The sequence below is a fragment of the Rhizobium sp. BK212 genome, assembly GCF_014197475.1.
In the GTDB taxonomy this organism is placed as follows: Bacteria; Pseudomonadota; Alphaproteobacteria; order Rhizobiales; family Rhizobiaceae; genus Rhizobium; species Rhizobium anhuiense.
This window is the reverse complement of record NZ_JACIFS010000010.1, coordinates 52,858-79,307: the sequence shown is the minus strand read 5'-3', so window position 1 is coordinate 79,307 and position 26,450 is coordinate 52,858. Positions and strand designations below refer to the sequence as shown.

Annotated in this window: 27 protein-coding genes; 23 read left to right on the top strand and 4 right to left on the bottom strand. The window is 61.7% G+C overall.

The features are described 5' to 3' along the window. Positions 1 to 8 precede the first annotated feature (8 nt). From FHT79_RS26255 to FHT79_RS26245, 3 genes are all read left to right on the top strand, one after another. The gene (locus FHT79_RS26255; RefSeq protein ID WP_183904474.1) at positions 9 to 1,073 is read left to right on the top strand and encodes an ABC transporter ATP-binding protein; all 1,065 of its coding nucleotides are present in this window, start codon (positions 9 to 11) and stop codon (positions 1,071 to 1,073) included. A gap of 132 nt (positions 1,074 to 1,205) precedes the next feature. Then, a complete protein-coding gene (locus FHT79_RS26250) occupies positions 1,206 to 2,075 on the top strand; it encodes a LysR family transcriptional regulator (RefSeq protein WP_174824500.1) in 870 nt (289 codons plus the stop codon). 175 nt (positions 2,076 to 2,250) lie between these two features. Continuing rightward, positions 2,251 to 2,604, top strand: coding sequence for a RidA family protein (locus FHT79_RS26245; protein WP_047616157.1), 354 nt, complete (start codon positions 2,251 to 2,253; stop codon positions 2,602 to 2,604). A gap of 166 nt (positions 2,605 to 2,770) precedes the next feature. Here FHT79_RS26245 and FHT79_RS26240 read toward each other — a convergent pair whose 3' ends face one another. Then, complete coding sequence (locus FHT79_RS26240) at positions 2,771 to 3,265, bottom strand: hypothetical protein (protein ID WP_183904473.1); 495 nt, start codon at positions 3,263 to 3,265, stop codon at positions 2,771 to 2,773. A gap of 315 nt (positions 3,266 to 3,580) precedes the next feature. Between FHT79_RS26240 and sdhC the strand changes: the two genes are divergently transcribed. From sdhC to FHT79_RS26150, 18 genes are all read left to right on the top strand, one after another. Next, the gene (gene sdhC, locus FHT79_RS26235; RefSeq protein WP_047616030.1) at positions 3,581 to 3,976 is read left to right on the top strand and encodes a succinate dehydrogenase, cytochrome b556 subunit; all 396 of its coding nucleotides are present in this window, start codon (positions 3,581 to 3,583) and stop codon (positions 3,974 to 3,976) included. A gap of 10 nt (positions 3,977 to 3,986) precedes the next feature. After that, a complete protein-coding gene (gene sdhD / locus FHT79_RS26230) occupies positions 3,987 to 4,367 on the top strand; it encodes a succinate dehydrogenase, hydrophobic membrane anchor protein (protein WP_047615588.1) in 381 nt (126 codons plus the stop codon). A 7-nt stretch (positions 4,368 to 4,374) separates the two neighbouring features. After that, a complete protein-coding gene (sdhA, locus tag FHT79_RS26225) occupies positions 4,375 to 6,216 on the top strand; it encodes a succinate dehydrogenase flavoprotein subunit (protein WP_183904472.1) in 1,842 nt (613 codons plus the stop codon). A gap of 18 nt (positions 6,217 to 6,234) precedes the next feature. Then, positions 6,235 to 7,014 (top strand): succinate dehydrogenase iron-sulfur subunit, encoded by a 780-nt coding sequence (locus tag FHT79_RS26220; protein WP_003567268.1) that lies wholly within the window; start codon positions 6,235 to 6,237, stop codon positions 7,012 to 7,014. A 382-nt stretch (positions 7,015 to 7,396) separates the two neighbouring features. After that, positions 7,397 to 7,918 (top strand): protease inhibitor Inh/omp19 family protein, encoded by a 522-nt coding sequence (locus tag FHT79_RS26215; RefSeq protein ID WP_132574297.1) that lies wholly within the window; start codon positions 7,397 to 7,399, stop codon positions 7,916 to 7,918. Positions 7,919 to 7,965: 47 nt separating this feature from the next. Further along, positions 7,966 to 9,129, top strand: coding sequence for a cell division protein ZapE (gene zapE, locus FHT79_RS26210; RefSeq protein ID WP_183904471.1), 1,164 nt, complete (start codon positions 7,966 to 7,968; stop codon positions 9,127 to 9,129). A 177-nt stretch (positions 9,130 to 9,306) separates the two neighbouring features. Next, the gene (gene mdh / locus FHT79_RS26205) at positions 9,307 to 10,269 is read left to right on the top strand and encodes a malate dehydrogenase (RefSeq protein ID WP_007822364.1); all 963 of its coding nucleotides are present in this window, start codon (positions 9,307 to 9,309) and stop codon (positions 10,267 to 10,269) included. Between the two features lie 34 nt (positions 10,270 to 10,303). Beyond that, positions 10,304 to 11,497, top strand: a complete 1,194-nt coding sequence (gene sucC, locus FHT79_RS26200; RefSeq protein WP_132574293.1) for an ADP-forming succinate--CoA ligase subunit beta — start codon at positions 10,304 to 10,306, stop codon at positions 11,495 to 11,497. An 8-nt stretch (positions 11,498 to 11,505) separates the two neighbouring features. Beyond that, entirely contained in the window at positions 11,506 to 11,997 is a 492-nt protein-coding gene (locus FHT79_RS26195; protein ID WP_183904470.1) for a DUF1579 family protein, read from the top strand. Between the two features lie 13 nt (positions 11,998 to 12,010). Next, positions 12,011 to 12,913, top strand: a complete 903-nt coding sequence (gene sucD / locus FHT79_RS26190) for a succinate--CoA ligase subunit alpha (RefSeq protein WP_063473779.1) — start codon at positions 12,011 to 12,013, stop codon at positions 12,911 to 12,913. A 172-nt stretch (positions 12,914 to 13,085) separates the two neighbouring features. Next, positions 13,086 to 16,070, top strand: coding sequence for a 2-oxoglutarate dehydrogenase E1 component (locus FHT79_RS26185; RefSeq protein WP_063473907.1), 2,985 nt, complete (start codon positions 13,086 to 13,088; stop codon positions 16,068 to 16,070). A 15-nt stretch (positions 16,071 to 16,085) separates the two neighbouring features. Continuing rightward, positions 16,086 to 16,394, top strand: coding sequence for a YciI family protein (locus FHT79_RS26180; protein WP_047615578.1), 309 nt, complete (start codon positions 16,086 to 16,088; stop codon positions 16,392 to 16,394). Between the two features lie 39 nt (positions 16,395 to 16,433). After that, positions 16,434 to 17,696 (top strand): 2-oxoglutarate dehydrogenase complex dihydrolipoyllysine-residue succinyltransferase, encoded by a 1,263-nt coding sequence (gene odhB, locus FHT79_RS26175; protein ID WP_047615577.1) that lies wholly within the window; start codon positions 16,434 to 16,436, stop codon positions 17,694 to 17,696. Between the two features lie 13 nt (positions 17,697 to 17,709). Beyond that, positions 17,710 to 18,459, top strand: coding sequence for a DUF4241 domain-containing protein (locus tag FHT79_RS26170; RefSeq protein WP_047615575.1), 750 nt, complete (start codon positions 17,710 to 17,712; stop codon positions 18,457 to 18,459). After that, positions 18,456 to 18,983, top strand: coding sequence for a hypothetical protein (locus FHT79_RS26165; protein ID WP_047615574.1), 528 nt, complete (start codon positions 18,456 to 18,458; stop codon positions 18,981 to 18,983). The genes FHT79_RS26170 and FHT79_RS26165 overlap by 4 nt, the downstream gene beginning before the upstream one ends. Further along, a complete protein-coding gene (locus FHT79_RS26160) occupies positions 18,980 to 19,732 on the top strand; it encodes an SDR family oxidoreductase (protein WP_047615573.1) in 753 nt (250 codons plus the stop codon). Before FHT79_RS26165 ends, FHT79_RS26160 begins: the two co-directional genes overlap by 4 nt. A gap of 97 nt (positions 19,733 to 19,829) precedes the next feature. Beyond that, the gene (lpdA, locus tag FHT79_RS26155) at positions 19,830 to 21,236 is read left to right on the top strand and encodes a dihydrolipoyl dehydrogenase (protein WP_047615572.1); all 1,407 of its coding nucleotides are present in this window, start codon (positions 19,830 to 19,832) and stop codon (positions 21,234 to 21,236) included. 105 nt (positions 21,237 to 21,341) lie between these two features. Next, a complete protein-coding gene (locus FHT79_RS26150; protein ID WP_047615571.1) occupies positions 21,342 to 21,842 on the top strand; it encodes a cytochrome b/b6 domain-containing protein in 501 nt (166 codons plus the stop codon). Between the two features lie 12 nt (positions 21,843 to 21,854). Here FHT79_RS26150 and FHT79_RS26145 read toward each other — a convergent pair whose 3' ends face one another. Next, the gene (locus FHT79_RS26145) at positions 21,855 to 22,931 is read right to left on the bottom strand and encodes a TraB/GumN family protein (RefSeq protein WP_183904469.1); all 1,077 of its coding nucleotides are present in this window, start codon (positions 22,929 to 22,931) and stop codon (positions 21,855 to 21,857) included. Positions 22,932 to 23,018: 87 nt separating this feature from the next. Beyond that, entirely contained in the window at positions 23,019 to 23,954 is a 936-nt protein-coding gene (locus tag FHT79_RS26140) for a tyrosine recombinase XerC (protein WP_047615569.1), read from the bottom strand. Positions 23,955 to 24,093: 139 nt separating this feature from the next. Here FHT79_RS26140 and FHT79_RS26135 point away from each other — a divergent pair, with 139 nt between their 5' ends. Both FHT79_RS26135 and FHT79_RS26130 read left to right on the top strand, forming a co-directional pair. Next, positions 24,094 to 25,044, top strand: coding sequence for a 1-acyl-sn-glycerol-3-phosphate acyltransferase (locus FHT79_RS26135; protein ID WP_097543610.1), 951 nt, complete (start codon positions 24,094 to 24,096; stop codon positions 25,042 to 25,044). Between the two features lie 14 nt (positions 25,045 to 25,058). Next, positions 25,059 to 25,523, top strand: coding sequence for a GNAT family N-acetyltransferase (locus FHT79_RS26130; RefSeq protein WP_183904468.1), 465 nt, complete (start codon positions 25,059 to 25,061; stop codon positions 25,521 to 25,523). Here the strand turns inward: FHT79_RS26130 and FHT79_RS26125 are convergent. Then, complete coding sequence (locus FHT79_RS26125) at positions 25,504 to 26,436, bottom strand: dihydrodipicolinate synthase family protein (RefSeq protein ID WP_183904467.1); 933 nt, start codon at positions 26,434 to 26,436, stop codon at positions 25,504 to 25,506. The two genes, FHT79_RS26130 and FHT79_RS26125, sit on opposite strands and share 20 nt — an antisense overlap. Positions 26,437 to 26,450 lie beyond the last annotated feature (14 nt).

Sequence of the window (26,450 nt, the reverse complement as noted above, 5' to 3'; positions counted from 1 at the left end):
ACAATACGATGATTTCTGCCGTGGAATTTCAAGGGGTCAGCAAGCGCTTCGGCGAAACCGTCGCCCTCGGTAATATCTCCTTCTCGGTGAATCCAGGTGAAACAATCGCACTGCTCGGACCAAGCGGCTGCGGCAAGACCACCATTCTTCGGCTCATTGCCGGATTCGAGCGGCCCGACAAAGGCTCGATCTTGATCGACGGCGAGCCGATGGCCGGATTGAAACCCTATGAGCGCAATGTCGGGCTGCTGTTCCAGCATTACGCTCTTTTCCCGCATATGACCGTCGAACAGAACATCGGCTACGGACTTCGCCATCGCAACCATCCGCCGGAGCAAATACCTCGCCGCATTGCCGAGATGCTTGAGCTCGTCCGGCTCGTCGGTTTCGGACAGCGGCGGCCGCACCAGTTGAGCGGCGGCCAGCAGCAGCGTGTTGCGCTGGCGCGGGCGCTTGCCACCCATCCGAGCCTTGTTCTTCTGGATGAGCCCTTGTCGGCCCTCGACGCCAAGCTTCGGCATGAGTTGCGCACCGAATTGAAGGATGTGCTCGCCGCGGTCGGCTCGACCGCAATCGTGGTAACCCACGACCAGGAAGAGGCGATGAGCCTGGGAGAGCGCATATTCGTGATGAACCGTGGAGCAATCATGCAATCCGGCAGGCCGGATGATGTGTATTGGCGTCCAGACTCGCGTTTCGTCGCGGATTTCATGGGACGGACGAATTGGATTCACGGCTCGATTTTGGCCGCGGGCGGATCGGCGCGCAAATTTCGCTCCGAATCCGGCTGGGAGTTTCCGGTCGCGTCCACGGGAAGCCTTTCCGGTGCCGCCGAGATTTGCGTGAGGCCGGAAAGCGTCGAGATATCGTCCGGCGCTCCGGGAGCCGGGGCCATGCCCGGACGCGTTGCCGACGTTGTGACACTAGGTGCGTTCAGGCATATCGTTCTGGACCTCGTCAGCGGTGACCGCATAATCTCGGCTTGCCCTAACCGTCCAGACATAGCCTTCGCTCGCGGGCAGGAGATCAGCGTTTCCATTCCGCCGGAGGCATGCGTCCTCTTCGCGCGATAAGCTGGCATTGACGGGACGCAGCTTGCGCTGCGCCCCGGGCAAAGGATCGCCGGTTGCCGTAAGAACATGGTTCGTCCAATATCCGCTTATCGGCAGAGAGGCCCTCGGCTCTCGAGCGCCACAAAGTATGGAATGCGGCTCCTGATGCTTGATCTTGATTCCTATCTGCTTCGTGCATTTCTGACCGTCGCGGAGATCGGCACCGTCAATGGAGCAGCCGCCAAGCTGAACAGAACGCAGGCGGCCGTGAGCATGCAGATCCGCAAGCTGGAGGAGCTTGTCGGCGTTACGCTGTTTTCGCGTTCGTCAAAAGGCCTCGAGCTCACGAGCCATGGGCAGATCATGCTGGCTTATGCCCGCGAAATGGTCGCCCTCAGCGACGAGGTCGAGAAAAGGCTGACAGGCAAGATGATCGAGGACCGCATCCGCCTCGGCGTCGTTGAGGACTTCGCGGCCGGCCACCTGATCGACATTCTTAGCGACTTCAGAGCCCAGAACCCGAAGGTCGAGATCGATATCATTGTCGAGCCGAATCGCCGCCTCGCCAGCCTGTTTGAAGACAGGAAGCTGGATCTCGTGGTTTGCGACATCACCTGCCTCTCGCGAAAACCGACCCTGATCTGGACCGAATATTTGATGTGGACGGTCAGATCCGACTTTGTGGCGGATGCGGAAAAACCGCTTCCCATCATTATGTTCGAGGAGGAGTGTCCCTGGACGCTCCCGACGATTGCCGCTCTGTCCCAGCGGAACATCAAGTGGAAGACGGCGTGCGTCGCATCGACGCTGGTGGCCATGGCGACCGCGGTTCGCGTCGGTATCGGTATCGCACCGATGATGCTCAACACGAAACCGGAGGGCTGCCGGACACTTGACAAATCGGCGGATCTGCCCGGGCCGGTGCGCATCGAGATCGGTCTCTATGCTCAGTCCGAGACGGCCGAGGGCGCGCGCTACCTTGTGGACTTCATTTCGCGGCATACGGCCATTTTGTCCAGCTAAAGCCTTGAGCCAACAGAATGCTTCAATCTGACCAGGAAGGCTTTAGGAGCGTTCAGCTTCTATTATATCGGCTCAACTTAATTCCCTCTACCGAAATGGCACGCCAAGCCCCACAGTGATTCCAATGAAGGGTCGAACGGCCCAATCTCAAGCATTCATGGAAGTTGCGAATACGATGATGGGGCAAGCCAAAGTTGACGAAACTCTCCTCGCAGATGCCGCCTATCTGCCCGGTCAGGTCGCAAACCTGACGAGAGGAGCGAGCGTGACGGCGCAAACCAACGAAATACTGGAGCGCATCGATGACATGCTGCTGCGCGAAGGGACCGATAAGGCGGAGATCATTCTCGCCAACATTTGGCTCAGCGACCTTGCCTCATTCGAGGAAATGAACAGAGCCTGGGATGCCTGGATGCCGGAAAGCGGAACGCCACGGCGGGCGACGTTTGAGGACAAGAATCTCCCGCCGATGTGCGCCATCCGTATTGACGTAGCCGCGTCGCGAAAGAGTGGGGCCGGGCAAATTTGAGCCGCCGGCGTTCGTCATCTTCATATCCTTGTCAGCAAAGCTGACCAGGAAAGGCTCTAAAGCACGTCGCGTCAAATCGGAATCATGCGACGCGCTTTAAGTCTTTGTTTTATGCATGTCGTTGTCCCAAAACCGCTGCACACTTTTGTGCGACATGCATTACGGCCTAAGGCCGGATGATGCAGACATTGGCCTCGTAGGCACAGGGATCGTCCTGCACGGCGACGTCGATGACTTTCGCCTTCGGCGCCAACTGTTCAGGCCGCGGGGCCGGATAGAAACCATAGCCGTCGCCGCCGACATAGGTTCCGCCATCGACCTGATAGGCATAGGAAGAGCCGGCATAGGTGCCGCCGCTGTCGCCACCCTGCGCTTGGGGCAGGACGAAGATGAGATTGCCGCGGGCGATGCGATTTGTCGCCGGCGATGAAAACTGTTTCAGGAACGGCATTCGCTCTTTGCGGTTGCGATACCGATAGGCATTGTCGAAACGGATGCCGCGATCGCGCCAGCCGGCACGTTCGCCGAGGAACAATCCGCCGTGGACAGCGTGGCGATGGCCGGGAAAGCGATGATCGCTGCGGCGGTTGCCGGCTTCGGCGGGCAAGGCGGCAAGCGCGGACAGGGCAAGCAGGGTGACTGCGGACAGACTGCGAAACATGGGTGGCCGGCCTCCGGAATTCCGATCCTTAACAAATCGTTAACGCCAGATTGCGCCAAAAGCCGAAGCTTGTCCATTCAGGTCCGAGCATCAGCATCAAATTTGAGCGGAAAAGACCAGTTTCTTTAGCCTGCAAACTTCCCGGTAACGCGAATCGATTAAATTAAAAGCAGACAGCGATTGTGCTTGTCGTCGGCGTTTCCGGTGATTAAACGTCGCAATTGATGCAACGCACACAGAGAATTTTGTCATTCGTGTGGTTGACTGAGCATGCTCCGAAATCCGGGAGCGCAGAGAAGCCGCCGCGAGGTTCTGATGGCGAACGTGACAAATAACCGGCCCCTATCGCCGCATCTGCAGATTTACAAACCTATTCCCACCATGATCATGTCCATCGTCCACCGCATTACCGGTGGCGCGCTCTACGTCGGCACGCTGCTCGTCGCCTGGTGGCTGATCGCGGCGGCAAGCGGCCAGGGCTCCTATGACTGGGCCAACTGGGTGCTCGGCAGCCTTCTCGGCAAGCTCGTGCTTCTCGGTTACACCTGGGCGCTGCTGCACCACATGCTCGGCGGCTTTCGCCACTTCATGTGGGATCTCGGTTACGGTTTCGGGAAGGAATTCTCGACCAAGCTCGCCATCGCCAACATCATCGGGTCGCTCTGTCTGACCGTGTTGGTCTGGGTGATCGGCTTCCTCATTCGCTTCTGAAGGTCCTCTCATGGATATGCGCACCCCCCTCGGCAAGGTTCGCGGGCTCGGCTCCGCCAAGGACGGCACGGACCATTTCTGGCGCCAGCGGCTGACGGCCGTCGCCAATGTTCCGCTCATCCTCTTCTTTCTCATCTTTATGCTCGTCTATGCCGGCGCGCCTTATGCGGATGTGGTTCGCGCGCTGTCGAACCCCTTCGTCGCTGTTGTCATGGGGCTGATGGTGATCTCCGGCGTCATCCACATGAAACTCGGCATGCAGGTCATTATCGAGGATTACGTGCATGGCGAGTTCGGCAAGATCGCGCTGCTGATGCTGAACACGTTCTTTGCAATCCTGATCGCCGGCCTCTGTCTCTTCGCCATTCTGAAAATCGCATTCGTAGGATAAGCTTGATATGGCACCGACTTCACCCGCCCAGAATGGCAAGGCCTACAAGTATGTCGATCACTCCTACGACGTGATCGTCGTCGGCGCCGGCGGCGCCGGCTTGCGCGCCACGCTCGGCATGGCCGAGCAGGGTTTCCGCACCGCTTGCATCACCAAGGTATTCCCGACCCGCTCGCACACGGTCGCGGCCCAGGGCGGCATCGCCGCCTCGCTGCGCAACATGACGCCGGACAGCTGGCAATGGCACCTCTACGACACCGTCAAGGGTTCCGACTGGCTCGGCGACGTCGACGCCATGCAGTATCTCACCATGGAAGCGCCGAAGGCGGTCTATGAGCTCGAGCATTACGGCGTGCCGTTCTCGCGCAACGAGGAAGGCAAGATCTACCAGCGCCCGTTCGGCGGCCACATGCAGAATTACGGCGAAGGCCCGCCGGTCCAGCGCACCTGCGCCGTTGCCGACCGTACCGGCCACGCCATCCTGCATACGCTCTACGGCCAGTCGCTGCGCAACAATGCCGAATTCTTCATCGAGTATTTCGCGCTCGACCTGATCATGTCGGAAGACGGCAGCCGCTGCACCGGCGTCGTCGCCTGGTGCCTCGACGACGGCACGATCCATCGCTTCGCCGCCAAGATGGTGGTGCTGGCGACCGGCGGTTACGGTCGCGCCTATTTCTCGGCAACCTCGGCCCACACCTGCACCGGCGACGGCGGCGGCATGGTGGCGCGTGCCGGCCTGCCGCTGCAGGATATGGAATTCGTGCAGTTCCACCCGACCGGCATCTATGGTTCGGGCTGTCTGATCACCGAAGGCGCTCGCGGCGAAGGCGGTTACCTCGTCAACTCCGAGGGCGAGCGCTTCATGGAGCGTTACGCGCCTTCGGCCAAGGACCTTGCCTCGCGCGACGTCGTTTCGCGCTGCATGACGCTTGAGATCCGCGAGGGCCGGGGCGTCGGCAAGAACAAGGACCACATCTTCCTGCATCTCGACCATCTCGATCCGGCCGTTCTGCATGAACGCCTGCCGGGGATTTCCGAGAGCGCCAAGATCTTCGCTGGCGTCGACGTCACGCGCGAGCCGATCCCGGTTCTGCCGACCGTTCATTACAATATGGGCGGCATTCCCACGAATTATTGGGGCGAAGTGCTGAACGCCGACAGCGCCAATCCGGAACGGATCATTCCCGGCCTGATGGCCGTGGGTGAAGCCGGCTGCGCTTCGGTGCACGGCGCCAACCGCCTCGGCTCCAACTCACTGATCGACCTCGTGGTCTTCGGCCGCGCCGCTGCGATCCGCGCCGGCGAGGTGATCGACCGCGCAGCGCCGGTCCCGCATCTCAACGTCGCAGCCTGCGACAGGATCATGGACCGCTTCGACGGTCTGCGCCACGCCAGCGGCGGCACGCCGACGGCGGAACTGCGCGAGAAGATGCAGCGCGCCATGCAGGAAGACGCCGCCGTCTTCCGCACGCAGGAATCGTTGGAATCCGGTTGCCGGCGCATTTCGGCGATCTGGCAGGAAATGGGCGATCTGAAGGTCACCGACCGTTCGATGATCTGGAACTCCGATCTCGTGGAGACACTCGAGCTGCAGAACCTGATGGCCAACGCCATCACGACGATCTACGGCGCCGAGGCCCGCAAGGAGAGCCGTGGTTCGCATGCGCGCGAGGACTATACCGAGGGTGCATTCGCCGGCCGCGACGACGTCAACTGGCGCAAGCACACGCTCGCCTGGGTCAACGAGGCAGGCGACGTGAAACTCGACTACCGGCCGGTTCACACCGAGCTCATCGCCGAAGGCATCGATCCGCAGAAGATCGCGCCGAAGGCTCGCGTGTACTGATCTCAAGAGGAACCTGCTATGGTTGAACTCGCTCTCCCCAAGAATTCTCAGATGCGCGAAGGCAAGGTCTGGCCGAAGCCGGCGGGTGCCAAGAACACCCGCGAGTTTCGCGTCTATCGCTGGAGCCCGGATGACGGCCAGAACCCGTCGATCGATACGTTCTACATCGATGTCGACGATTGCGGGCCGATGGTGCTCGACGGTCTGCTGTACATCAAGAACAAGATCGACCCGACGCTGACGCTGCGCCGTTCCTGTCGCGAGGGCATCTGCGGATCCTGCGCGATGAATATCGACGGCACCAACACGCTCGCCTGCACCAAGGGCCTCGACGATATCAAGGGCGCGGTGAAGATTTATCCGCTGCCGCATCTGCCCGTCGTCAAGGATCTGGTTCCCGACCTCACCAACTTCTATGCCCAGCATCGTTCGATCGAGCCGTGGCTGAAGACGGTGTCGCCGGCGCCGGCCAAGGAATGGAAGCAGAGCCACGAGGACCGGCAGAAGCTCGACGGCCTGTATGAATGCATCCTCTGCGCCTGCTGCTCGACCTCCTGTCCGAGCTACTGGTGGAATGGCGACCGTTATCTCGGTCCGGCCGTTCTGCTGCAGGCCTATCGCTGGCTGATCGATTCCAGAGACGAGGCGACCGGCGAACGCCTCGACAATCTCGAGGATCCGTTCCGTCTCTATCGCTGCCACACGATCATGAACTGTGCGCAGACCTGCCCGAAGGGCCTCAACCCGGCCAAGGCGATCGCCGAAATCAAGAAGATGATGGTCGAGCGCCGGGTTTGATCAGCGTGCATGCCACGACGGATAGACGGCTTCGATCCCGAAGCTGTCACAGAGATCAGGTCGCGGCTTTGCATCTGTGCACGAACAGGGCATTCGCATCATGGTGATGGTGCAATTCTCTTGAGTTCGCTGGAGCGCTCTTCCCAGACATTGCGCGAGTTCGACAGGCATCCTGACAGAGATGAACGCGCGCAACACCTTGCTGACAAATTCTATGTGCAGGAAGTTTTGCAGCGGGACAGTTGAACTGTATCGTTTTTCGGTTAGTTGTTGTCACGGGCAATTTGTTCAGCCCGACTTGATTAACCAAAGCGAATTACGATAATCGGACTTGTCTCACGCCCGTTTCTCTACGGCGATAGCCGAATTCAGGAGTATGATGATGCAGTTGCGATATGCGATGACAGGTCTGGTGGTGGTTCTGTCGCTAGCCGGTTGTCAGCGTACGGCATATGATTACAGCTCCAACAACGCCAGTGCCGCGCCGGCGCCGCTGACGGCGCAGCCGGTGCCCTCGGTACAGGGCGGGCAGCTTCCGCCGCCGACCGGCAGTTCGCAGTTTCCGGCGGCGCCGACGGCGACGACGGCATCGATGCCGGGCGCTCAGCCTGGCGCAATGGCCGCGAATGCGCTTGACGTCACCAAGGAATCGATGGTCGGAAGCTGGCGCGTCAACGGCGGCTGCGACATGTTCCTGACGCTGACCAATCTCGGCAGCGGTTCGCGCGGCGGTACCCGCGGCTGCGTCGGCGAGCTGACGGCAATGGGGTCCTGGGAAGTTTCCGGCAAGCAGGTGCTGCTCAAGGACCGTTCGGGCAACCAGATCGGCAGCGTCTACAAGACGGCCGACAACCGCTTTGACGGACAGACGAACACGGGTCAGCCGATCAGCCTCAGCCGGTAAATGTTCCGGCAGCTCTGCTGCGACGACTGACAGGCGGATATGCCCTCATGCAACCAATGCCGGATTATGCGCTCAGCGTCTGCGAACAGCTTAAAGCGCTGACCGCATCGGGGGCACTTCAGGTCGATTCCGCACAGATGGACGTGGCAAAGAGCCTCGACCGGGTGCTTGCCGGGCTCAAGCAACGGCGGCCGGCGGCAAAATCGAGCGCGCTTGGCTGGCTGTTTGCCGCCAAGAAGAAATCCGCCGACGGCCTCACGGGGCTTTACATCCACGGCAGCGTCGGGCGCGGCAAGACCATGCTGATGGACATGTTCTTCTCGATGGCGCCGTGCAGGAAGAAGCGCCGGGCGCATTTCCACGAATTCATGGCGGATGTGCATAACCGCATCGCCGCGCACCGGCTGAAGCTCAAGAACGGCGAGACGAAGCAGGCCGATCCGATGCCGCCCGTCGCCGCCGCGCTTTACGAGGAAGCCGAGCTTCTCTGCTTCGACGAGTTCACGGTCACCGATATCGCCGATGCGATGATCCTGTCGCGGCTGTTCTCCGAGCTTTTCGCACGCGGATGCGTGCTGGTCGCGACCTCGAACGTCGAGCCCGACAATCTCTATAAGGATGGCCTCAATCGCGGCCTCTTCCTGCCTTTCGTCACCTTACTCAAGCAGCATGTCGATGTCGTAACGCTGGATTCGCCCACCGATTACCGGATGGAGAAGCTGAACAGCCAGCCGGTCTATCTGGTGCCGATCAACGAGCATAATGACATGGCGATGGATGCGTCCTGGACGCAGGCGCTGCATGGGCGCAAGGCGCAGCCGCTGGATATCCCGATGAAGGGGCGCCACATCCATGTGCCGCTCGCCGTCGACCGGATGGCGCGGTTTTCCTTCACCGATCTTTGTGACAAGCCGCTCGGAGCAGCCGACTTTCTGGCGATCGCCGAACGCTTCGATATGGTCTTCGTCGATCACATTCCGTTGCTCGGGCCGGAAAAGCGGAACCAGATCAAACGGTTCATCATTCTGGTCGATACGCTCTACGATCATGCCGTGCGGCTTTACATCTCCGCGGCGGCGATGCCGGAGGAACTGTTGGTGCACCGCAAGGGTACCGAAGGTTTCGAATTCGACCGCACGACGTCGCGGCTTTTCGAGATGCGCAGTGCAGAATATCTTGCGCTGCACCATGAGAAACGCGCCGCCGAGTAACAATCCGGTGACAGAATATTTTACGTTTACGTAAGAATTTTTGTATCTAAACGATTGAAAACGCTGCATCAAAATTAATGGATTGCCATTTTTTGGCTTTGGGTCTATGCGATTGCGTCATTGGGCGGTGCCTTGTTGCGTCCGTCCGACGAATTTGATCGCAAAGGAAACAGCGAAATGGCGCGTAACAAGATCGCACTCATTGGTTCTGGCATGATTGGTGGCACGCTGGCGCACCTCGCCGGCCTGAAGGAACTGGGCGACATCGTCCTCTTCGACATCGCGGACGGTATTCCCCAGGGCAAGGGTCTCGACATCGCACAGTCCTCTCCGGTCGAAGGCTTCGATGCCAATCTGACCGGCGCCAGCGACTATTCGGCGATTGAGGGCGCTGACGTCTGCATCGTCACTGCCGGTGTTCCGCGCAAGCCTGGCATGAGCCGCGACGACCTTCTCGGCATCAACCTCAAGGTCATGGAGCAGGTCGGTGCCGGCATCAAGAAGTATGCGCCGAACGCCTTTGTGATCTGCATCACCAACCCGCTCGACGCCATGGTCTGGGCGCTGCAGAAATTCTCCGGCCTTCCGGCCAACAAGGTCGTCGGCATGGCCGGCGTTCTCGACTCCTCGCGCTTCCGTCTTTTCCTCGCCAAGGAATTCAACGTCTCCGTCCAGGATGTCACGGCCTTCGTGCTCGGTGGTCATGGCGACACGATGGTGCCGCTCGCCCGCTACTCGACGGTCGGCGGCATTCCGCTCACCGATCTCGTCACCATGGGCTGGGTCACCAAGGAACGCCTCGAAGAAATCATCCAGCGCACCCGTGACGGCGGCGCCGAAATTGTCGGCCTGCTGAAGACCGGTTCGGCCTATTATGCGCCGGCCGCCTCGGCGATCGAGATGGCCGAATCCTACCTCAAGGACAAGAAGCGCGTTCTGCCCTGCGCGGCCCATCTCACCGGCCAGTACGGCGTCAAGGACATGTATGTCGGCGTTCCCACCGTCATCGGCGCCGGCGGCGTCGAGCGCATCATCGAGATCGATCTCAACAAGACCGAGAAGGAAGCCTTCGACAAGTCCGTCGGCGCCGTCGCCGGTCTCTGCGAGGCCTGCATCAACATCGCGCCTGCCCTCAAGTAATCGGCGCTGAAGTAATCGAAACAGGGATAGACCCATGAACATTCATGAATATCAGGCCAAGGCTCTGCTGAAGGGCTATGGCGCGCCGGTTGCCGAGGGTGTGGCCATTCTCAAGGTTGAAGAAGCCGAGGCTGCCGCCAAGTCGCTTCCCGGTCCGCTTTACGTGGTCAAGAGCCAGATCCATGCCGGCGGCCGCGGCAAGGGCAAGTTCAAGGAACTCGGTCCGGATGCCAAGGGCGGCGTTCGCCTCGCCAAGTCGATCGAGGAAGTCATTTCCCACGCCAAGGAAATGCTCGGAAACACGCTGGTGACCGCGCAGACCGGCGAAGCCGGCAAGCAGGTCAACCGCCTTTACATCGAAGACGGCGCCGACATCGCCCGCGAGCTCTATTGCTCGCTGCTGGTCGACCGCTCGGTTGGCCGGGTTGCCTTCGTCGTATCGACCGAAGGCGGCATGGACATCGAGGCTGTCGCCCACGACACACCCGAAAAGATCCAGACGATCGCCATCGATCCGGAAGCCGGCGTGACGGCTGCCGACGTTGCCGCGATCTCCAAGGCGCTTCAGCTTGACGGCGCTGCCGCCGAAGATGCGAAGTCGCTCTTCCCGGCGCTCTACAAGGCCTTCGGTGAAAAGGACATGGCTCTCCTGGAAGTCAATCCGCTGATCGTCATGAAGGATGGCCATCTGCGCGTCCTCGATGCCAAGATGTCTTTCGATGGCAACGCGCTTTTCCGTCACGACGACGTCAAGACGCTGCGCGACGAGACCGAAGAAGATGCCAAGGAAATCGAGGCCTCGAAGTGGGACCTCGCCTATGTCGCGCTCGACGGCAATATCGGCTGCATGGTCAACGGCGCCGGCCTTGCCATGGCGACCATGGATATCATCAAGCTTTACGGCAAGGAGCCGGCCAACTTCTGCGACGTCGGCGGCGGCGCCGGCAAGGAGAAGGTGGCAGCGGCTTTCAAGATCATCACCGCCGACCCCAAGGTTGAAGGTATTCTCGTCAACATCTTCGGCGGCATCATGAAGTGCGATGTCATCGCCGAGGGCGTGATTGCCGCGGTCAAGGAAGTCGGTCTCAAGGTTCCGCTCGTCGTGCGCCTTGAGGGCACCAATGTCGAGCTCGGCAAGAAGATCCTGAACGAGTCGGGTCTCGCGATCACGGCGGCTGACGACTTGGACGATGCGGCCAAGAAGATCGTCGCGGCGATCAACGGCTGAGATCGATCATGGCCTTCCAGTCCACGCCCTCCGCTGCTCATTTCCGCCTCAACGCCTTCGCCGGCGTGTGGGAAGGGGACGAGCGCGTCGCGGCGTCGGCGTGGACGAGCGAAGGCAAGGCCAGTGCTGAGTTTTCCGGCGAGACGTTGTTCGGCGGATTCTTCCTCGAGCAGCGCTATCGCCAGACGCGGGATGGTGCTGTTTCGTTCGAGGCGCGAAATATTTTCGGCTTCGATGCTTCGGACCAGACCTACAAACTCTACCAGTTCGACACCGCAGGTTTTGCGCCGCCCGTACCGGCGTCCGGCGAGTGGAACGGCAGTGAGCTTGTGCTGATGAAGACTTCGCCGCGCGGCAGCCAGCGCACCGTATTCACGTTTGAAAATGAAGACTGCTACCGGATGGGCGTCAGCTTTTCGCCTGCAGGCAGCGATACTTGGCAGGAGGTCGTCAGCGGCGTCTATCGTCGCGCGTCCTCCACGTCTTCCAACCTCTCCTAAACAAAGGCCTCGCATGTCCATTCTCGTCAACAAAGACACCAAGGTTCTCGTTCAGGGCCTAACCGGCAAGACCGGCACGTTCCACACCGAACAGGCGCTCGCTTACTACGGCACCCAGATGGTCGGCGGCATCCATCCGAAGAAGGGCGGCGAAACCTGGACCGGCGCAAAGGGCGAAAGCCTGCCGATCTTCGCAACCGTTGCCGAAGGCAAGGAAAAGACCGGCGCCGACGCGACCGTCATCTATGTTCCGCCGGCTGGTGCTGCCGATGCGATCATCGAGGCGATCGATGCCGAGATCCCGTTCATCACCTGCATCACCGAAGGCATCCCGGTCATGGACATGGTGCGCGTCAAGGCGCGCCTCGACCGCTCCAAGTCGCGCCTGCTCGGCCCGAACTGCCCGGGTATCCTGACGCCGGAAGAGTGCAAGATCGGCATCATGCCGGGCTCGATCTTCCGCAAGGGTTCGGTCGGTATCGTTTCCCGCTCGGGCACGCTGACCTATGAAGCCGTGTTCCAGACGTCGAACGAAGGCCTTGGCCAGACGACGGCCGTCGGCATCGGCGGCGACCCGGTCAAGGGCACCGAGTTCATCGACGTCCTGGAAATGTTCCTGGCCGACGCAGCCACCCAGTCGATCATCATGATCGGCGAAATCGGCGGCTCGGCTGAAGAGGATGCTGCACAGTTCCTCAAGGACGAAGCCAAGAAGGGCCGCAAAAAGCCGATGGCTGGCTTCATTGCCGGCCGTACGGCGCCGAAGGGCCGCACCATGGGCCATGCCGGTGCTGTGGTTTCCGGCGGCAAGGGCGATGCGGAATCGAAGATCGCGGCGATGGAATCGGCAGGCATCAAAGTGTCGCCGTCTCCGGCCCGCCTCGGCAAGACGCTGGTTGAAGTCCTCAAGGGCTAAAACCACTTAAAGACCCGGGCGGAGGAACGGCATCTGCGCCTTCCGCCCGGCCTTGACGGTACGAGACCAGCAGATGCGCCGCGGACAGGCGGCAATCGGAATGCGGCAGCCGGCGATCGAGCCGGCAAATTCATCAAAGTCAGGAGGCGGACGGAAGCGTCCGCATATCACCATGGCACGGCAAGAAGCCAACGAGCAATTTCAGATCACCTCGTTTCTGGATGGCGCCAATGCTGCCTATATCGAGCAGCTCTACGCCCGTTATGAAGACGATCCCAACTCGGTCGACGATCAGTGGCGGTCCTTCTTCAAGGCGCTGGAAGACGATCCGAACGATGTGAAGAAGGCGGCCAAGGGCGCTTCCTGGCGCAAGAAGAACTGGCCGCTGCAGGCAAGCGGCGATCTCGTCTCGGCGCTCGATGGCGACTGGGGCATCGTCGAGAAGGTGATCGAGACCAAGGTCAAGGCCAAGGCCGAAGCTGCGGGCAAGCCTGCCGACAGCACCGAGGTGCTGCAGGCGACGCGCGATTCCGTGCGCGCCATCATGATGATCCGTGCCTACCGCATGCGTGGCCACCTGCATGCCAAGCTCGACCCGCTCGGCATCGCCGCTCCGGTTGACGATTATCGCGAGCTGTCGGCGGAGAATTACGGCTTCACGGCCGCCGATTACGACCGCAAGATCTTCATCGACAACGTGCTCGGCCTGGAATATGCGACCATCCGCGAGATGATCGAAATCCTCGAGCGCACCTATTGCTCGACGCTCGGCGTCGAATTCATGCATATCTCCAATCCTGAAGAAAAGGCCTGGATCCAGGAGCGCATCGAAGGACCGGACAAGGGCGTGGCTTTCACGCCGGAAGGCAAGAAGGCGATCCTTGCCAAGCTTGTCGAAGCCGAAGGCTACGAGCAGTTCCTCGACGTCAAGTTCAAGGGCACGAAGCGTTTCGGCCTCGATGGCGGCGAATCGCTGATCCCGGCGCTGGAACAGATCCTCAAGCGCGGCGGCCATCTCGGCCTCAAGGAAGCCGTGTTCGGCATGGCCCATCGCGGCCGCCTGAACGTGCTCTCCCAGGTCATGGGCAAGCCGCACCGGGCGATCTTCCACGAATTCAAGGGCGGTTCGGCCGCTCCCGACGAGGTCGAGGGCTCGGGCGACGTCAAGTACCATCTCGGTGCCTCCTCCGACCGCGAATTCGACGGCAACAAGATCCACGTTTCGCTGACGGCGAACCCGTCGCATCTCGAAATCGTCGATCCCGTCGTCATGGGCAAAGCCCGCGCCAAGCAGGACATGAATGCCGCGGTCTGGGACGGTGACATCATCCCGCTTTCCGAACGCGCCAAGGTTCTGCCGCTGCTGATCCACGGCGACGCGGCTTTTGCCGGTCAGGGTGTCATTGCCGAAATCCTCGGCCTTTCCGGTCTGCGCGGCCACCGCGTCGCCGGCACCATGCATGTGATCATCAACAACCAGATCGGCTTCACCACGAACCCGGCCTTCTCGCGCTCGTCGCCCTATCCGTCCGATGTCGCCAAGATGATCGAGGCGCCGATCCTGCACGTCAACGGCGACGATCCGGAAGCGGTGGTCTATGCCGCGAAGATCGCCACCGAATTCCGCATGAAGTTCCACAAGCCTGTGGTGCTCGACATGTTCTGCTATCGCCGCTACGGCCACAATGAAGGCGACGAACCGTCCTTCACGCAGCCGAAGATGTACAAGGTGATCCGCGCCCACAAGACCGTGCTGCAGCTCTATGCAGCCCGCCTCGTCGCCGAGGGCCTGCTCACTGAAGGCGAAGTCGAGAAGATGAAGGCCGATTGGCGCCTCCATCTCGAGCAGGAATTCGAGGCTGGCCAGCAGTATAAGCCTAACAAGGCCGACTGGCTGGACGGCGAGTGGTCGGGCCTGCGCACGGCCGACAATGCCGACGAGCAGCGCCGCGGCAAGACCGCCGTGCCGATGAAGACTCTGAAGGAGATCGGCCGCAAGCTGTCCGAGATCCCGGCCGGCTTCAATGTGCACCGGACGATCCAGCGCTTCATGGAAAACCGCGCCAACATGATCGCCACCGGCGAGGGCATCGACTGGGCGATGGCCGAAGCGCTGTCTTTCGGCGCGCTCTGCGTCGAAGGCAGCAAGATCCGTCTGTCCGGCCAGGATTGCGAACGCGGCACCTTCTCGCAGCGCCACTCGGTTCTCTACGATCAGGAAACCGAAGAGCGCTACATCCCGCTCGCCAATCTTTCGCCGACGCAGGGGCGCTACGAAGTCATCAATTCGATGCTTTCGGAAGAGGCCGTGCTCGGTTTCGAATACGGCTATTCGCTCGCCCGCCCGAATGCACTGACGCTCTGGGAAGCGCAGTTCGGCGATTTCGCCAACGGCGCGCAGGTGGTCTTCGACCAGTTCATCTCGTCGGGCGAACGCAAGTGGCTGCGCATGTCGGGCCTCGTCTGCCTGCTGCCGCACGGCTATGAGGGCCAGGGTCCGGAACACTCCTCGGCCCGCCTCGAGCGTTTCCTGCAGCTTTGCGCCGAAGACAACATGCAGGTCGCCAACGTCACGACGCCGGCGAACTACTTCCACATCCTGCGCCGGCAGCTGAAGCGCGACTTCCGCAAGCCGCTGATCCTGATGACGCCGAAGTCGCTGCTGCGCCACAAGCGGGCAGTCTCCACCCTTGCCGAAATGGCCGGCGAATCCGCCTTCCATCGTCTGCTCTGGGATGATGCCGAGGTGATCAAGGACGGCCCGATCAAGCTGCAGAAGGACAACAAGATCCGTCGTGTCGTCATGTGCTCCGGCAAGGTCTATTACGATCTTCTGGAAGAGCGTGAGAAGCGTGGCATCGACGACATCTATCTCCTGCGTGTCGAGCAGCTCTATCCGTTCCCGGCAAAGGCGCTGATCAACGAGCTGTCGCGCTTCCGCAATGCCGAGATGGTCTGGTGCCAGGAAGAGCCGAAAAACATGGGCGCATGGTCGTTCATCGACCCCTTCCTCGAATGGGTGCTCGCCCATATCGACGCGAAGTATCAGCGCGTTCGTTATACCGGCCGTCCGGCCGCCGCCTCGCCGGCGACGGGCCTGATGTCCAAGCATCTGTCGCAGCTCGCCGCATTCCTCGAGGATGCATTGGGCGGCTAAAATTAGGGGGGCGCAATGGCTTATTTCTTTCTGAGACTGCTGCCGCCGCGCCCCACTTTCCCGCATGACGGGACCGGGGAGGAAATGGCGGCGATGAAACGCCATGTCGAATACTGGCATCGGCACGCCCTTGCGGGATCGGCTGTTATAGTCGGCCCCGTCTTCGAGGGTGAAGGCGCCTGGGGCATGGCAATCGTCGAAGTCGAGGATCAGGCGGCGGCACAGGCCCTCGCCGACGGCGATCCGATCATCGCTTCCGGTTTCGGTTTCCGTTTCGATATCCTGCCGATGCCCTCGATCATCTCGCGGCCACCCGCCGTCTGAAACGCATAAACGAAAACACACGAAATCAGGATCTGAACAATGGCCACAGAAATCCGCGTTCCAACTCTCGGTGAATCCGTCAGCGAGGCAACCGTCGGCACCTGGTTCAAGAAGGTCGGCGACGCCATCAAGGCCGACGAGCCGATTCTCGAGCTTGAAACCGACAAGGTGACCATCGAAGTTCCGGCACCCGCCTCCGGCACGCTTTCGGAAATCGTCGCCGCCGCCGGCGAAACCGTCGGTCTCGGCGCACTGCTCGGCCAGATCGCCGAAGGCGCTGCCGCTGCTGCCGCGCCGGCTGCTGCTGCACCGGCCGCCGCGCCCGCTCAGCCGGCCCCGGCTGCTCCCGCTCAGCCGGCACCGGTTGCCGCTGCGGCGGCATCGTCGGCAAGCGCCTCCGTCTCCACCATGCCGCCGGCCCCGGCGGCTTCGAAGATGCTGGCTGAAAACAATCTTTCCGCCGACCAGGTCGACGGCAGCGGCAAGCGCGGCCAGGTGCTGAAGGGCGATGTCATCGCCGCCGTCGCCAAGGGCATTTCCGCTCCGGCGGCCGCACCCGCCGCCCCTGCTGCGGCACGCGGCCCGTCGACGGTCGAGGATGCCTCGCGCGAAGAACGCGTGAAGATGACGCGCCTGCGCCAGACGATCGCCAAGCGCCTCAAGGACGCGCAGAACACCGCCGCCATGCTCACCACCTACAATGAGGTGGACATGAAGGCGGTCATGGATCTGCGCAACAAGTACAAGGACATTTTCGAGAAGAAGCACGGCGTCAAGCTCGGCTTCATGGGCTTCTTCACCAAAGCGGTGACGCATGCGCTGAAGGAACTGCCGGCTGTTAACGCCGAGATCGACGGCACCGACGTCATCTACAAGAACTATTGCCATGTCGGCATGGCCGTCGGCACGGACAAGGGCCTCGTCGTTCCTGTCATCCGCGACGCCGACCAGATGTCGATCGCCGAAATCGAGAAGGAACTCGGCCGTCTTGCCAAGGCAGCCCGTGATGGCTCGCTCTCCATGGCCGACATGCAGGGCGGCACCTTCACCATCACCAATGGCGGCGTCTACGGTTCGCTCATGTCTTCGCCGATCCTCAACGCGCCGCAGTCCGGCATTCTCGGCATGCACAAGATCCAGGAGCGGCCGGTGGCGATCGGCGGCCAGGTGGTCATCCGTCCGATGATGTATCTGGCGCTGTCCTACGATCACCGCATCGTCGACGGCAAGGAAGCGGTCACCTTCCTCGTGCGCGTCAAGGAAAGCCTGGAAGATCCGGAACGTCTGGTTCTCGATCTCTAAGGGAGCGCTTTCGATGCGGAACCGGATCATGCGAGCGGCGCGCCTTCTTCTTTGCGCTGCCGCCGCGCATGTCCCGGTCTCCGCATCGGCCGCCGGCTGGGACATCAGCAAGGCAAGCAGCAATTTCGACCTGGTGGCGCTCAGCGATGCCGAACTCTCCGGCCGATCGATCGGCGTGATCCATATGGGCAATGTCGAATTGACGTCGGGGCGCATCGTCGCGGCCGATCCGCTCGCCCAGCCCGATCGTCCGGCGCTCGCCAGAACGGTTGCACCGGGCGAATATCCGGTGACGCTCTATCAGGCGTTCGGGCGCATCGCCGCCGCCAGCATGCGGTTTGCCGAGGGCAAGCCGGATCATTGGGAGCTTGCGGTCCTGCCCGGGCAGGATCCGGCGACGCTGAAGGACGGAGAGATTTTCGGCTATCCCGTCGATGCCGGCCTCGGCTGCTACATGGATGCCGATACGCTTGATCTGATCGGAGAGCGCGAAGCGCAGGCGCAGGCGCAAAAAACCGATGCCGACGTCAATTATTACGACGACGTGCTGGCCTCGGACCTCGATGCCAACAAGGGCGCCTATGCGCTGCATCGGCCGGTTGCCGGCAAGAAGGGCAATGTCGCGGTGTTCTGGAGCGGCTGGGGCGACGGTTTTTATCCTGTCTTTTGGGGCCTCGACAAGGACGGCCGCGCGCTGGTGCTGCTGACGGATTTCAGCGTTGTCGAGAATGCCGACGGGCGGAAGGAGCCGAAGCTGCAATGAGCGGAAAGATCGGGATCACGGCGGGGAAAGGCGTGGCTGCAATCGCAGCCGCAGCGTTTTTCGCCGCTCCGGTGTCCGCCTTTGCTGCCGCCTGCAAGCAGGAACAGGCCGTCTACGTCGATCGTGACGGCGCCTATGAATTGCGCTTTGCGCCGCTGAATTCTCCGTCGGCTGCCGCCAGCAACCAATTCAAGATCAGCGCGCTCAAGACGTCGGTCGTGATGGAAGGTTATGTCATGCCATCGGAGGATCCGGTGCGGGCCATCGGCATCCTGATGTTCAACTGCCCAGAGGGTGATGCGACCGGCGCCGATCTTGATGCCTGCACGGTCTGGCAGGGCGCCGTCTATGGCATGGATGCCGAGGGCGAGATGGACAATCTGCAGCCCGAGGGCGCCGCGGCGGCCGAAAAGGTCGTTCTCCCCGGCCTTGGTCCCGCCATTCGCGAATCCAGCGCCTGGGGCGAGGGCAAGGCTATGGTAGCCCCCTGGGACGTGCTGATTTTCAAGGAGTGTGCGACATGAGCGATGCCCCCGTTGTTCTCATTACCGGCGGAAGCCGGGGTATCGGTGCCGCCGCCGCACGGCTCGCCGCGCGCCAGGGCTGGCGTGTCGCGGTGAATTACGCCGCCAACCGTCAAGCCGCGGATGCCGTCGTGGCTTCGATCACGGGGGCCGGCGGCGAGGCCGTGGCGATCCAGGGTGACGTCGGCAAGGCAGCGGATATCGTCTCGATATTTGCGGCGGTCGACCGGCATTTCGGCCGCCTCGACGGGCTCGTCAACAATGCCGGCATCGTCGACTATCCCCAGCGGGTCGACGAGATGTCGGTGGAGCGGATCGAGCGCATGCTGCGCGTCAATGTGACCGGCTCCATCCTCTGCGCCGCAGAAGCGATACGCCGCATGTCGAGCCGGCATGGCGGCCAGGGCGGCGCGATCGTCAATATCTCGTCGATGGCGGCGGTGCTCGGTTCGGCGACGCAGTATGTCGATTATGCCGCCTCGAAAGCGGCGATCGACACGTTCACCGTCGGGCTGGCGCGCGAGGTTGCCGCCGAGGGCGTCCGCGTGAATGCCATAAGGCCGGGTGTCATCGAAACCGACCTCCATGCTTCCGGCGGTTTGCCGGATCGCCCGCGCGAGCTGGCGCCGTCGATCCCGATGCAGCGGGCGGGCACGCCCGAGGAGGTGGCCGATGCGATCCTCTATCTTCTGTCACCTTCGGCTTCCTATATCACCGGCGCGATCCTCAATGTGAGCGGCGGCCGTTAGAGCGACAGGGTGAAAACAGCATGCAGCATATTCTCGAATTCCTCGGCCTGACGTCGCGCGCGGCCGATTAAACGAAAAATCCAAAGGGAAAGAAACAATGTCCTACGATGTGATCATTATCGGAACCGGCCCGGGCGGCTATGTCTGCGCTGTGAAGGCAGCCCAGCTCGGCCTCAAGGTCGCCGTCGTCGAAAAGCGGGCGACCTATGGCGGCACCTGCCTGAACGTCGGCTGCATTCCGTCGAAGGCGCTGCTGCATGCCTCCGAAATGTTCCATCAAGCCGGCCACGGGATGGGCGCTCTCGGCATCGACGTCTCGGCGCCGACGCTCAACCTCGGCAATATGATGGCCCACAAGGATGCGACGGTGAAGGCGAATGTCGACGGCGTCGCCTTCCTCTTCAAGAAGAACAAGATCGATGCCTTCCAGGGCACCGGCAAGGTCGTTTCGGCCGGCAAGGTTTCCGTCACCGCCGACGACGGCAAGGTGCAGGAGATCGAGGGTAAGAACATCGTCATCGCCACTGGCTCGGACGTCGCCGGCATTCCCGGTGTGCAGGTCGAGATCGATGAAAAGACCATCATCTCGTCCACCGGCGGCATCGCGCTGGAGAAGGTGCCGGAAACGCTGATCGTCGTCGGCGGCGGCGTCATCGGCCTCGAGCTCGGTTCGGTCTGGTCGCGCCTCGGCGCCAAGGTGACGGTGGTCGAATATCTCGACACCATCCTCGGCGGCATGGACGGCGAAGTCTCCAAGCAGTTCCAGCGCATGCTCGCCAAGCAGGGCATCGATTTCAATCTCAGCGCCAAGGTCACCGGCGTCGAAAAGGGCGACAAGGGCGCCAAGGTCACGTTCGAGCCGGTCAAGGGCGGCGACAAGGTGACACTCGACGCCGAAGTCGTGCTGATCGCCACCGGCCGCAAGCCCTATACGGCGGGTCTCGGGCTGGAAGAGGCCGGTGTCGTGCTCGACAATCGCGGCCGCGTGGAGATCGACGGTCACTTCAAGACCAATATCGACGGCATCTATGCGATCGGCGATGTGGTCAAGGGTCCGATGCTCGCGCACAAGGCGGAAGACGAGGGCGTGGCGCTTGCCGAAATCCTCGCCGGGCAACATGGCCATGTGAACTACGAGGTCATTCCGAGCGTCGTCTACACCCAGCCGGAAATCGCTTCCGTCGGCAAGACCGAGGAAGAGCTGAAAGCGGCAGGCGTCGCCTATAAGGTCGGCAAGTTCCCCTTCACTGCGAACGGGCGCGCCCGCGCGATGCTGGCAACCGACGGCTTCGTCAAGATCCTTGCCGACAAGGAAACCGACCGGGTGCTCGGCGGCCATATCGTCGGCTTCGGCGCCGGCGAGATGATCCACGAGATTGCCGTGCTGATGGAGTTCGGCGGTTCGTCGGAAGATCTCGGCCGGACCTGCCACGCGCATCCCACAATGTCGGAAGCGGTCAAGGAGGCTGCGCTCGCGACCTTCTTCAAGCCGATCCATATGTAATCTTACATATTCGTAACAAAGCATGCAGCCGCTTGCCGTGAGGCAGGCGGCTGTTTTAATTGTTGCGCATTGCAGAATTCAAATATCGGACGAAGGTGAGGAAAAATGGAGCAGCCGTCCATTGCGGGTTACAGCCTGAGCCAGCGTTTTCTTCACTGGGCGATCGCGCTGCTGATTTTCTTCAACCTGCTGTTTCCCGATGGCATGAATACCTGGCGTCGGCTGATACGCAGAGGCGAGGTGCCGACGCCGGAACAGATTTCGTCGGCGAATATCCACGCCTATGTCGGCATCGCCATCCTGCTGCTTGCCGTTCTCAGGCTGGGACTGCGTTTTAGCAAGGGCGTGCCGGCCGAGGTCGCGCAGGAGCCGGCGATCTTCCGTCTTGCCGCCAGGCTTGCCCATGCCGGCCTCTACATCCTGATCTTCGCGATGCCGCTTTCTGGCATCGCCGCCTACTACTTCGGCATCGTTCCCGCCGGTTCGTTCCACGCGGATATCATGAAGGTTATTCTCTGGGCGCTGATCGTGGCGCATGTCGCCGGCGCCCTCGTCCATCAGTTCTATTGGAAAAGCAACGTGCTGCGCCGCATGACGCTCGGCTGACCGTCGGCGGGTTCAGTTTATCGCGGTGACGGTAAAGCCTTGCTGGCGCAGCAGTTCGATGACGCCGTCCTTGCCGGGCAGGTGCAGGGCGCCGACGGCCATGAAGACGTTGCCGCCGTCGAGGATGGGAGCGGCGCGCTCGGCCATCACCTTGTTGCGGTCGAGGATAACGCGCTGCTCGAAGGCCGCATAATCGTTGGTTTCGCCTGTGTCTTCCGGTGTTACTGTTTTCAACATCGGCATCGTCAGGCCGATGTCGCCGGAGAGGTAGAGGTCGGTCATCGTCTCGACGACATCGCTCATCTTGTCGCCGAGTTCCAACGTCTCGATCAGCGACTTCAGATGGAATTCGATCGGCAGATCGGCCATGGCCTGGATCTGCTCGGCAAGGGTTTCCAGCCCCTTGACCTGTTTGCCTTGAGCAACGGCGTCGGTGGCGATCTTCTGGTCGAGGAACTGCACGCCTTTCGCCTTGCGGGCGATTTCGCAGGCCGGCAGGGCGACGGCGCTCGAAATCATCCAGGGCCGCATGCGGGAAACGGCACCGAGCGGAATGCCGCGCTGCTTCAGCCCGGCTTCAAGGCGCTTGTAATCTTCGGGAGAAAGCAGCTTGTCGATCGTCGTGCCATCGGTGAACATCGTCAATTCAGGCTTTGCGAGCAGGGCTGCGGTCGCCTTCCGCTCGTCGAGGATCTCGTCGGATTCGATGATGATCGTGCCGGCGGCGTCATGGGCGGCCTGGGCGCGGGGCGGCAGGGCCAGCACGCGCGGATCGGTGACATGCATGCTGCCGAGCAGCCACGAGGGGGCCAGTCCGGGCTTTTCGATCTTCCAGAAAATGCCCTTGCCATTCGGCGTGGCGTCGGCTTCCTTCAGCGCCTCGGCGTAGCGGGCGGGATCGTTCTGCTGCAGCTCGACCATCAGGTTGCGGCCGGTGCAGGCCGCCTCTTCGGCCGCCGCCGGCCTTGCAGCCAGGAAAGCGACAAACAGCGCGGCAAGAAGCAGCATGTGAAAGGCTGCAATCAGCCAGAGCAACAGATGGACCGGCACTGCGAGGTAAGACGTCCGGCGGCCGATTGATGTCGTCATGATGGGTGTTCCGTCACATGCTCTGGTGGCTTCATGCTCTACGCCCGGCTTGCGCATATTCCTTTAAGAGAATGCGTTAACGAAAAGTTACGCGCGCGGATGCGCCCGATCATACACCTCGAGCAGCCGCGACGCATCGACGCCGGTATAGACCTGCGTTGTGGAAAGACTGGCATGGCCGAGCAGTTCCTGAATGGTGCGCAGGTCGCCGCCGCCGGCAAGCAGGTGGGTGGCAAAGGAATGGCGCAATGCATGCGGTGTCGCCGTCTCCGGCAGGCCGAAGGCGCTGCGCATCTTCTGCATGGTCCGCTGAATGATCGCCGGCTGCAGCCTGCCGCCGCGGGCGCCACGAAACAGCGGTTCGCTACTTTCGAGGTGATATGGGCAGAGCGCGCGATATTTCTCGACCGCGTCGAAGACCACGGGCAGCAGCGGCACCAGCCGCGTCTTGTTGCCCTTGCCGGTGATGCGCAGTGTCGTCGCGCCCTTCTGCAGGTCGGCGGGAACGAGATCCAGCGCTTCGGAGATGCGCAGGCCGCAGCCGTAGAGCAGCGTCATCACAGCCGCATCGCGCGCGGCGATCCAGGGTTCGTCATGGAGCTGGGCTTCGTCGCTGACGACGGTGATCGCCTGGGTATCCGAGAGTGGCTTGGGCAATGATTTCGGCTGTTTCGGCGAGCGTATCGCGGCAGCACCGGCGGCATTGACCAGGCCCTTCTTTTCGAGATGGCGCAGCAGCGAGCGAAGGCCGGCGAGATTGCGGCCGAGCGATCGGGCGCCGGAACCCTGCTTGCGTCGGGCGGCCAGGAAGGCGCGGAAATCGGCGGGGCGCAATTCCCTGATATCGCCAAGCGTCGCCGGTCCGGCGAGGTGGCCGGTCAGAAAGGTCAGAAACTGGCGGGTGTCGCGTTCGTAAGCGTCCAGCGTGTGCTCGGAAAGACGGCGCTCGCGGGCGAGGTTTTCGAGCCATGCGGCCCGCTCCGCCATCAGGCGCGGATCGGCGATAACAAGCAGTTCGTTCACGTCGCGAGCCTTGAATTTGCCTTCAAGTCCGCCAATTTGAAGCAGGAACGGTTATGGAATTGCTAATGCCGGCCAAGCCTTTGTCATCCTTCGATCATATTGTACTGCGATAGCTTATACCCCATAGACAGGATCTTTCATGGCACGGCGCGATTCCATGACGGCTTTCGGACAGCTCGCGGAAGCGATCGCTCTCGTTTCACAGGGAAAGCCCGGTCATATCGTTGACACGCTGATTGCCGAACGCGGCCAGAGGATCGTCAAAAATCCACTCTGGCCGGTGATGCGACCGTTCCTCTACACGCTGCTGCGCTACAACAAGGCGCTCGAATTCGCCAATGCGGTTGCGAAAATGCCGGGCTTCCAGTCGTTCGAATATCTGAGCGACGTGCTGAAACTCGACATCGGCATCAGCCATGGCGAACGCATTCCGGAAACCGGCGGCTTCATCCTCGTCAGCAACCATCCGACCGGCATCGCCGACGGTGTTGCCGTGTTCGATCTCCTGAAAGCACGCCGGCCTGATATGATGTTCTTTGCCAATCGCGATGCCATCCGCGTCAATCCGCGCTTTGCCGAGATGATCATTCCCGTCGAATGGCGGGAGGAGCACAAGAGCAAGCTGAAGGCGCGCGAGACGCTGCAACTGACGAACCATGCGGTGAAGGAGGGCAAGGCGACCGTGCTCTTTCCCTCAGGCCGCATCGCCTATTGGGCGAACGGCCGGCTGAACGAACGCCCATGGAAGACCTCGGCCGTCGGACTGGCGCGCAAATACAATCTGCCGATCCTTCCCGTCCATATGACGGCGCGCAATTCCGGCCTGTTCTACTGGCTGGCGAAATGGTCGACCGAGCTTCGCGACATGACGGTGTTTCACGAGCTGCTGAACAAACGCGGCGATCGCTTCGATTTCGTGATCGGCAATCTCATCCCGGCCGAACATCTGGACGGCGACCTCACCGAGGTGACGAAAGCGCTGGAGAAACATACGGTGCGTGACATGGCGGTCGATGGTGATGCGACCTTCGCTCCGGTCGGCCTGCCGGATGCGGCAGTGCGCCGCGAGATTCCGGTCCCTGCAGCCTAGATTCGCGCACCACCATGACAATCGATATCCGCATGATCCGCGATCGATTGACGCAGCAGATCGCAGATCTCGAAAGCGAGGCCCGGCAGGAAGGTTATCGCCATATCACCCGCCTTATCGACGAATGGTCGGCCGGCGATGTCAGGTTCGAGGGTACCGGCGAAAGGCTGCTCGGCGCTTATGTCGATGCGGTGCTTGCCGGCGTCGGGGGCATGACCGTCGAAGCGGCCATGTCAGGGGCGTTGCGGATGCGGCGTTTCTATATCAGTCCCGCAATGCGCGGGCGCGGCATCGGCCGGATGCTTGCCCTGGCACTGCTCGACCATGCGCGGTCGTGCTGCTGCATCGTCACCGTTCATGCGGGAAACGATGGCGCGGCGAAATTCTGGGAGTCGCTCGGATTTCAGGCCAACGGGCAGTGCGGACACACACATCGTTTCGATCTGCATGGGTCGAGCTTCACGCCCCGATCTCGTTGAGGCGGATGGCCTGGCGCGCCAGCAGCCGCTCGACATCGGCAATATCGAGCGCCGACAGCCCGGCGCCCGGCTTGCGCAGGGCGGCTGACCTGATCACGCCGCGCTTGGCGAGCACGTATTTGCGCGAGGCAAGGCCGATGCCCTGCTGCTGTTCATAGCGGGCGAGCGGCAGATAGGCATCGAAGATCGCATGGGCGCGATCGGGATTTCCGGCCGCATAGGCCTCGACGACGCCGACCATCATCTCCGGATAACAAAAGCCGGTCATGGCGCCATCGGCGCCGCGGCCCATCTCTTCGGGCAGGAAAAGCCCGCCATTGCCGCAAAGGATGGATATGCGCCGCATGGCGCCCCTGTCGCTGGCAGCGCGAAGCGCTGATATTTTCGAAAGACCCGGCCAATCCTCGTGCTTGAGCATGACGCAATTCGGCACCTCGTTGACGATGCGCTCGATGACCTTGGGCGCGATCGTCACATTGGTGGTGAGCGGATAATCCTGCAGCACGAAGGGCGTATCGCCAAGGGTTTCGCCGACCGACTGGTAGAAGGCGAAAGCCTGATCGTCAGTCTTGACGGTCCAGGGCGGCGCGACCATGACGCCGGCAGCACCCGCCCCCATGACGGCTTCGGCGAGTTCGCGCATCGGCGCAAGTCCCGGCGCCGAGACGCCGACAACGACGGGAAGGCGCCCGTCAAGGCGCTTCAGCACCCGTTCGACCACGGCCCTCGATTCCTCGGCGGTCAATTTCGGGGCCTCGCCGAGCTGGCCAAGCGCCGTCAGCCCGGTGACGCCGGCGCCTTCGTAGAAATCGACCATGCTGTCGATGCTGGCGAGATCGAGAGAGCCATCATCGGTGAAGGGGGTTACGGCGATCACATAGACGCCCTTGGCATCTTCGGTCAGTCTGGCCATTCGTGGTCTCCCAT

Bases quoted from the DNA above. Each gene is read 5' to 3' on its own strand.
- odhB (WP_047615577.1), top strand. From the start codon at position 16,434: ATGGCCACAGAAATCCGCGTTCCAACTCTCGGTGAATCCGTCAGCGAG.
- FHT79_RS26145 (WP_183904469.1), bottom strand. From the start codon at position 22,931: ATGACGACATCAATCGGCCGCCGGACGTCTTACCTCGCAGTGCCGGTC.
- FHT79_RS26130 (WP_183904468.1), top strand. From the start codon at position 25,059: ATGACAATCGATATCCGCATGATCCGCGATCGATTGACGCAGCAGATC.
- FHT79_RS26125 (WP_183904467.1), bottom strand. From the start codon at position 26,436: ATGGCCAGACTGACCGAAGATGCCAAGGGCGTCTATGTGATCGCCGTA.
- FHT79_RS26250 (WP_174824500.1), top strand. From the start codon at position 1,206: ATGCGGCTCCTGATGCTTGATCTTGATTCCTATCTGCTTCGTGCATTT.
- FHT79_RS26240 (WP_183904473.1), bottom strand. From the start codon at position 3,265: ATGTTTCGCAGTCTGTCCGCAGTCACCCTGCTTGCCCTGTCCGCGCTT.
- FHT79_RS26195 (WP_183904470.1), top strand. From the start codon at position 11,506: ATGGCCTTCCAGTCCACGCCCTCCGCTGCTCATTTCCGCCTCAACGCC.
- lpdA (WP_047615572.1), top strand. From the start codon at position 19,830: ATGTCCTACGATGTGATCATTATCGGAACCGGCCCGGGCGGCTATGTC.
- zapE (WP_183904471.1), top strand. From the start codon at position 7,966: ATGCAACCAATGCCGGATTATGCGCTCAGCGTCTGCGAACAGCTTAAA.
- FHT79_RS26160 (WP_047615573.1), top strand. From the start codon at position 18,980: ATGAGCGATGCCCCCGTTGTTCTCATTACCGGCGGAAGCCGGGGTATC.
- FHT79_RS26180 (WP_047615578.1), top strand. From the start codon at position 16,086: ATGGCTTATTTCTTTCTGAGACTGCTGCCGCCGCGCCCCACTTTCCCG.
- sdhA (WP_183904472.1), top strand. From the start codon at position 4,375: ATGGCACCGACTTCACCCGCCCAGAATGGCAAGGCCTACAAGTATGTC.
- FHT79_RS26220 (WP_003567268.1), top strand. From the start codon at position 6,235: ATGGTTGAACTCGCTCTCCCCAAGAATTCTCAGATGCGCGAAGGCAAG.
- sucD (WP_063473779.1), top strand. From the start codon at position 12,011: ATGTCCATTCTCGTCAACAAAGACACCAAGGTTCTCGTTCAGGGCCTA.
- mdh (WP_007822364.1), top strand. From the start codon at position 9,307: ATGGCGCGTAACAAGATCGCACTCATTGGTTCTGGCATGATTGGTGGC.
- sdhC (WP_047616030.1), top strand. From the start codon at position 3,581: ATGGCGAACGTGACAAATAACCGGCCCCTATCGCCGCATCTGCAGATT.
- FHT79_RS26185 (WP_063473907.1), top strand. From the start codon at position 13,086: ATGGCACGGCAAGAAGCCAACGAGCAATTTCAGATCACCTCGTTTCTG.
- FHT79_RS26165 (WP_047615574.1), top strand. From the start codon at position 18,456: ATGAGCGGAAAGATCGGGATCACGGCGGGGAAAGGCGTGGCTGCAATC.
- FHT79_RS26215 (WP_132574297.1), top strand. From the start codon at position 7,397: ATGCAGTTGCGATATGCGATGACAGGTCTGGTGGTGGTTCTGTCGCTA.
- FHT79_RS26255 (WP_183904474.1), top strand. From the start codon at position 9: ATGATTTCTGCCGTGGAATTTCAAGGGGTCAGCAAGCGCTTCGGCGAA.
- sucC (WP_132574293.1), top strand. From the start codon at position 10,304: ATGAACATTCATGAATATCAGGCCAAGGCTCTGCTGAAGGGCTATGGC.
- FHT79_RS26245 (WP_047616157.1), top strand. From the start codon at position 2,251: ATGATGGGGCAAGCCAAAGTTGACGAAACTCTCCTCGCAGATGCCGCC.
- FHT79_RS26150 (WP_047615571.1), top strand. From the start codon at position 21,342: ATGGAGCAGCCGTCCATTGCGGGTTACAGCCTGAGCCAGCGTTTTCTT.
- FHT79_RS26170 (WP_047615575.1), top strand. From the start codon at position 17,710: ATGCGGAACCGGATCATGCGAGCGGCGCGCCTTCTTCTTTGCGCTGCC.
- FHT79_RS26135 (WP_097543610.1), top strand. From the start codon at position 24,094: ATGGCACGGCGCGATTCCATGACGGCTTTCGGACAGCTCGCGGAAGCG.
- sdhD (WP_047615588.1), top strand. From the start codon at position 3,987: ATGGATATGCGCACCCCCCTCGGCAAGGTTCGCGGGCTCGGCTCCGCC.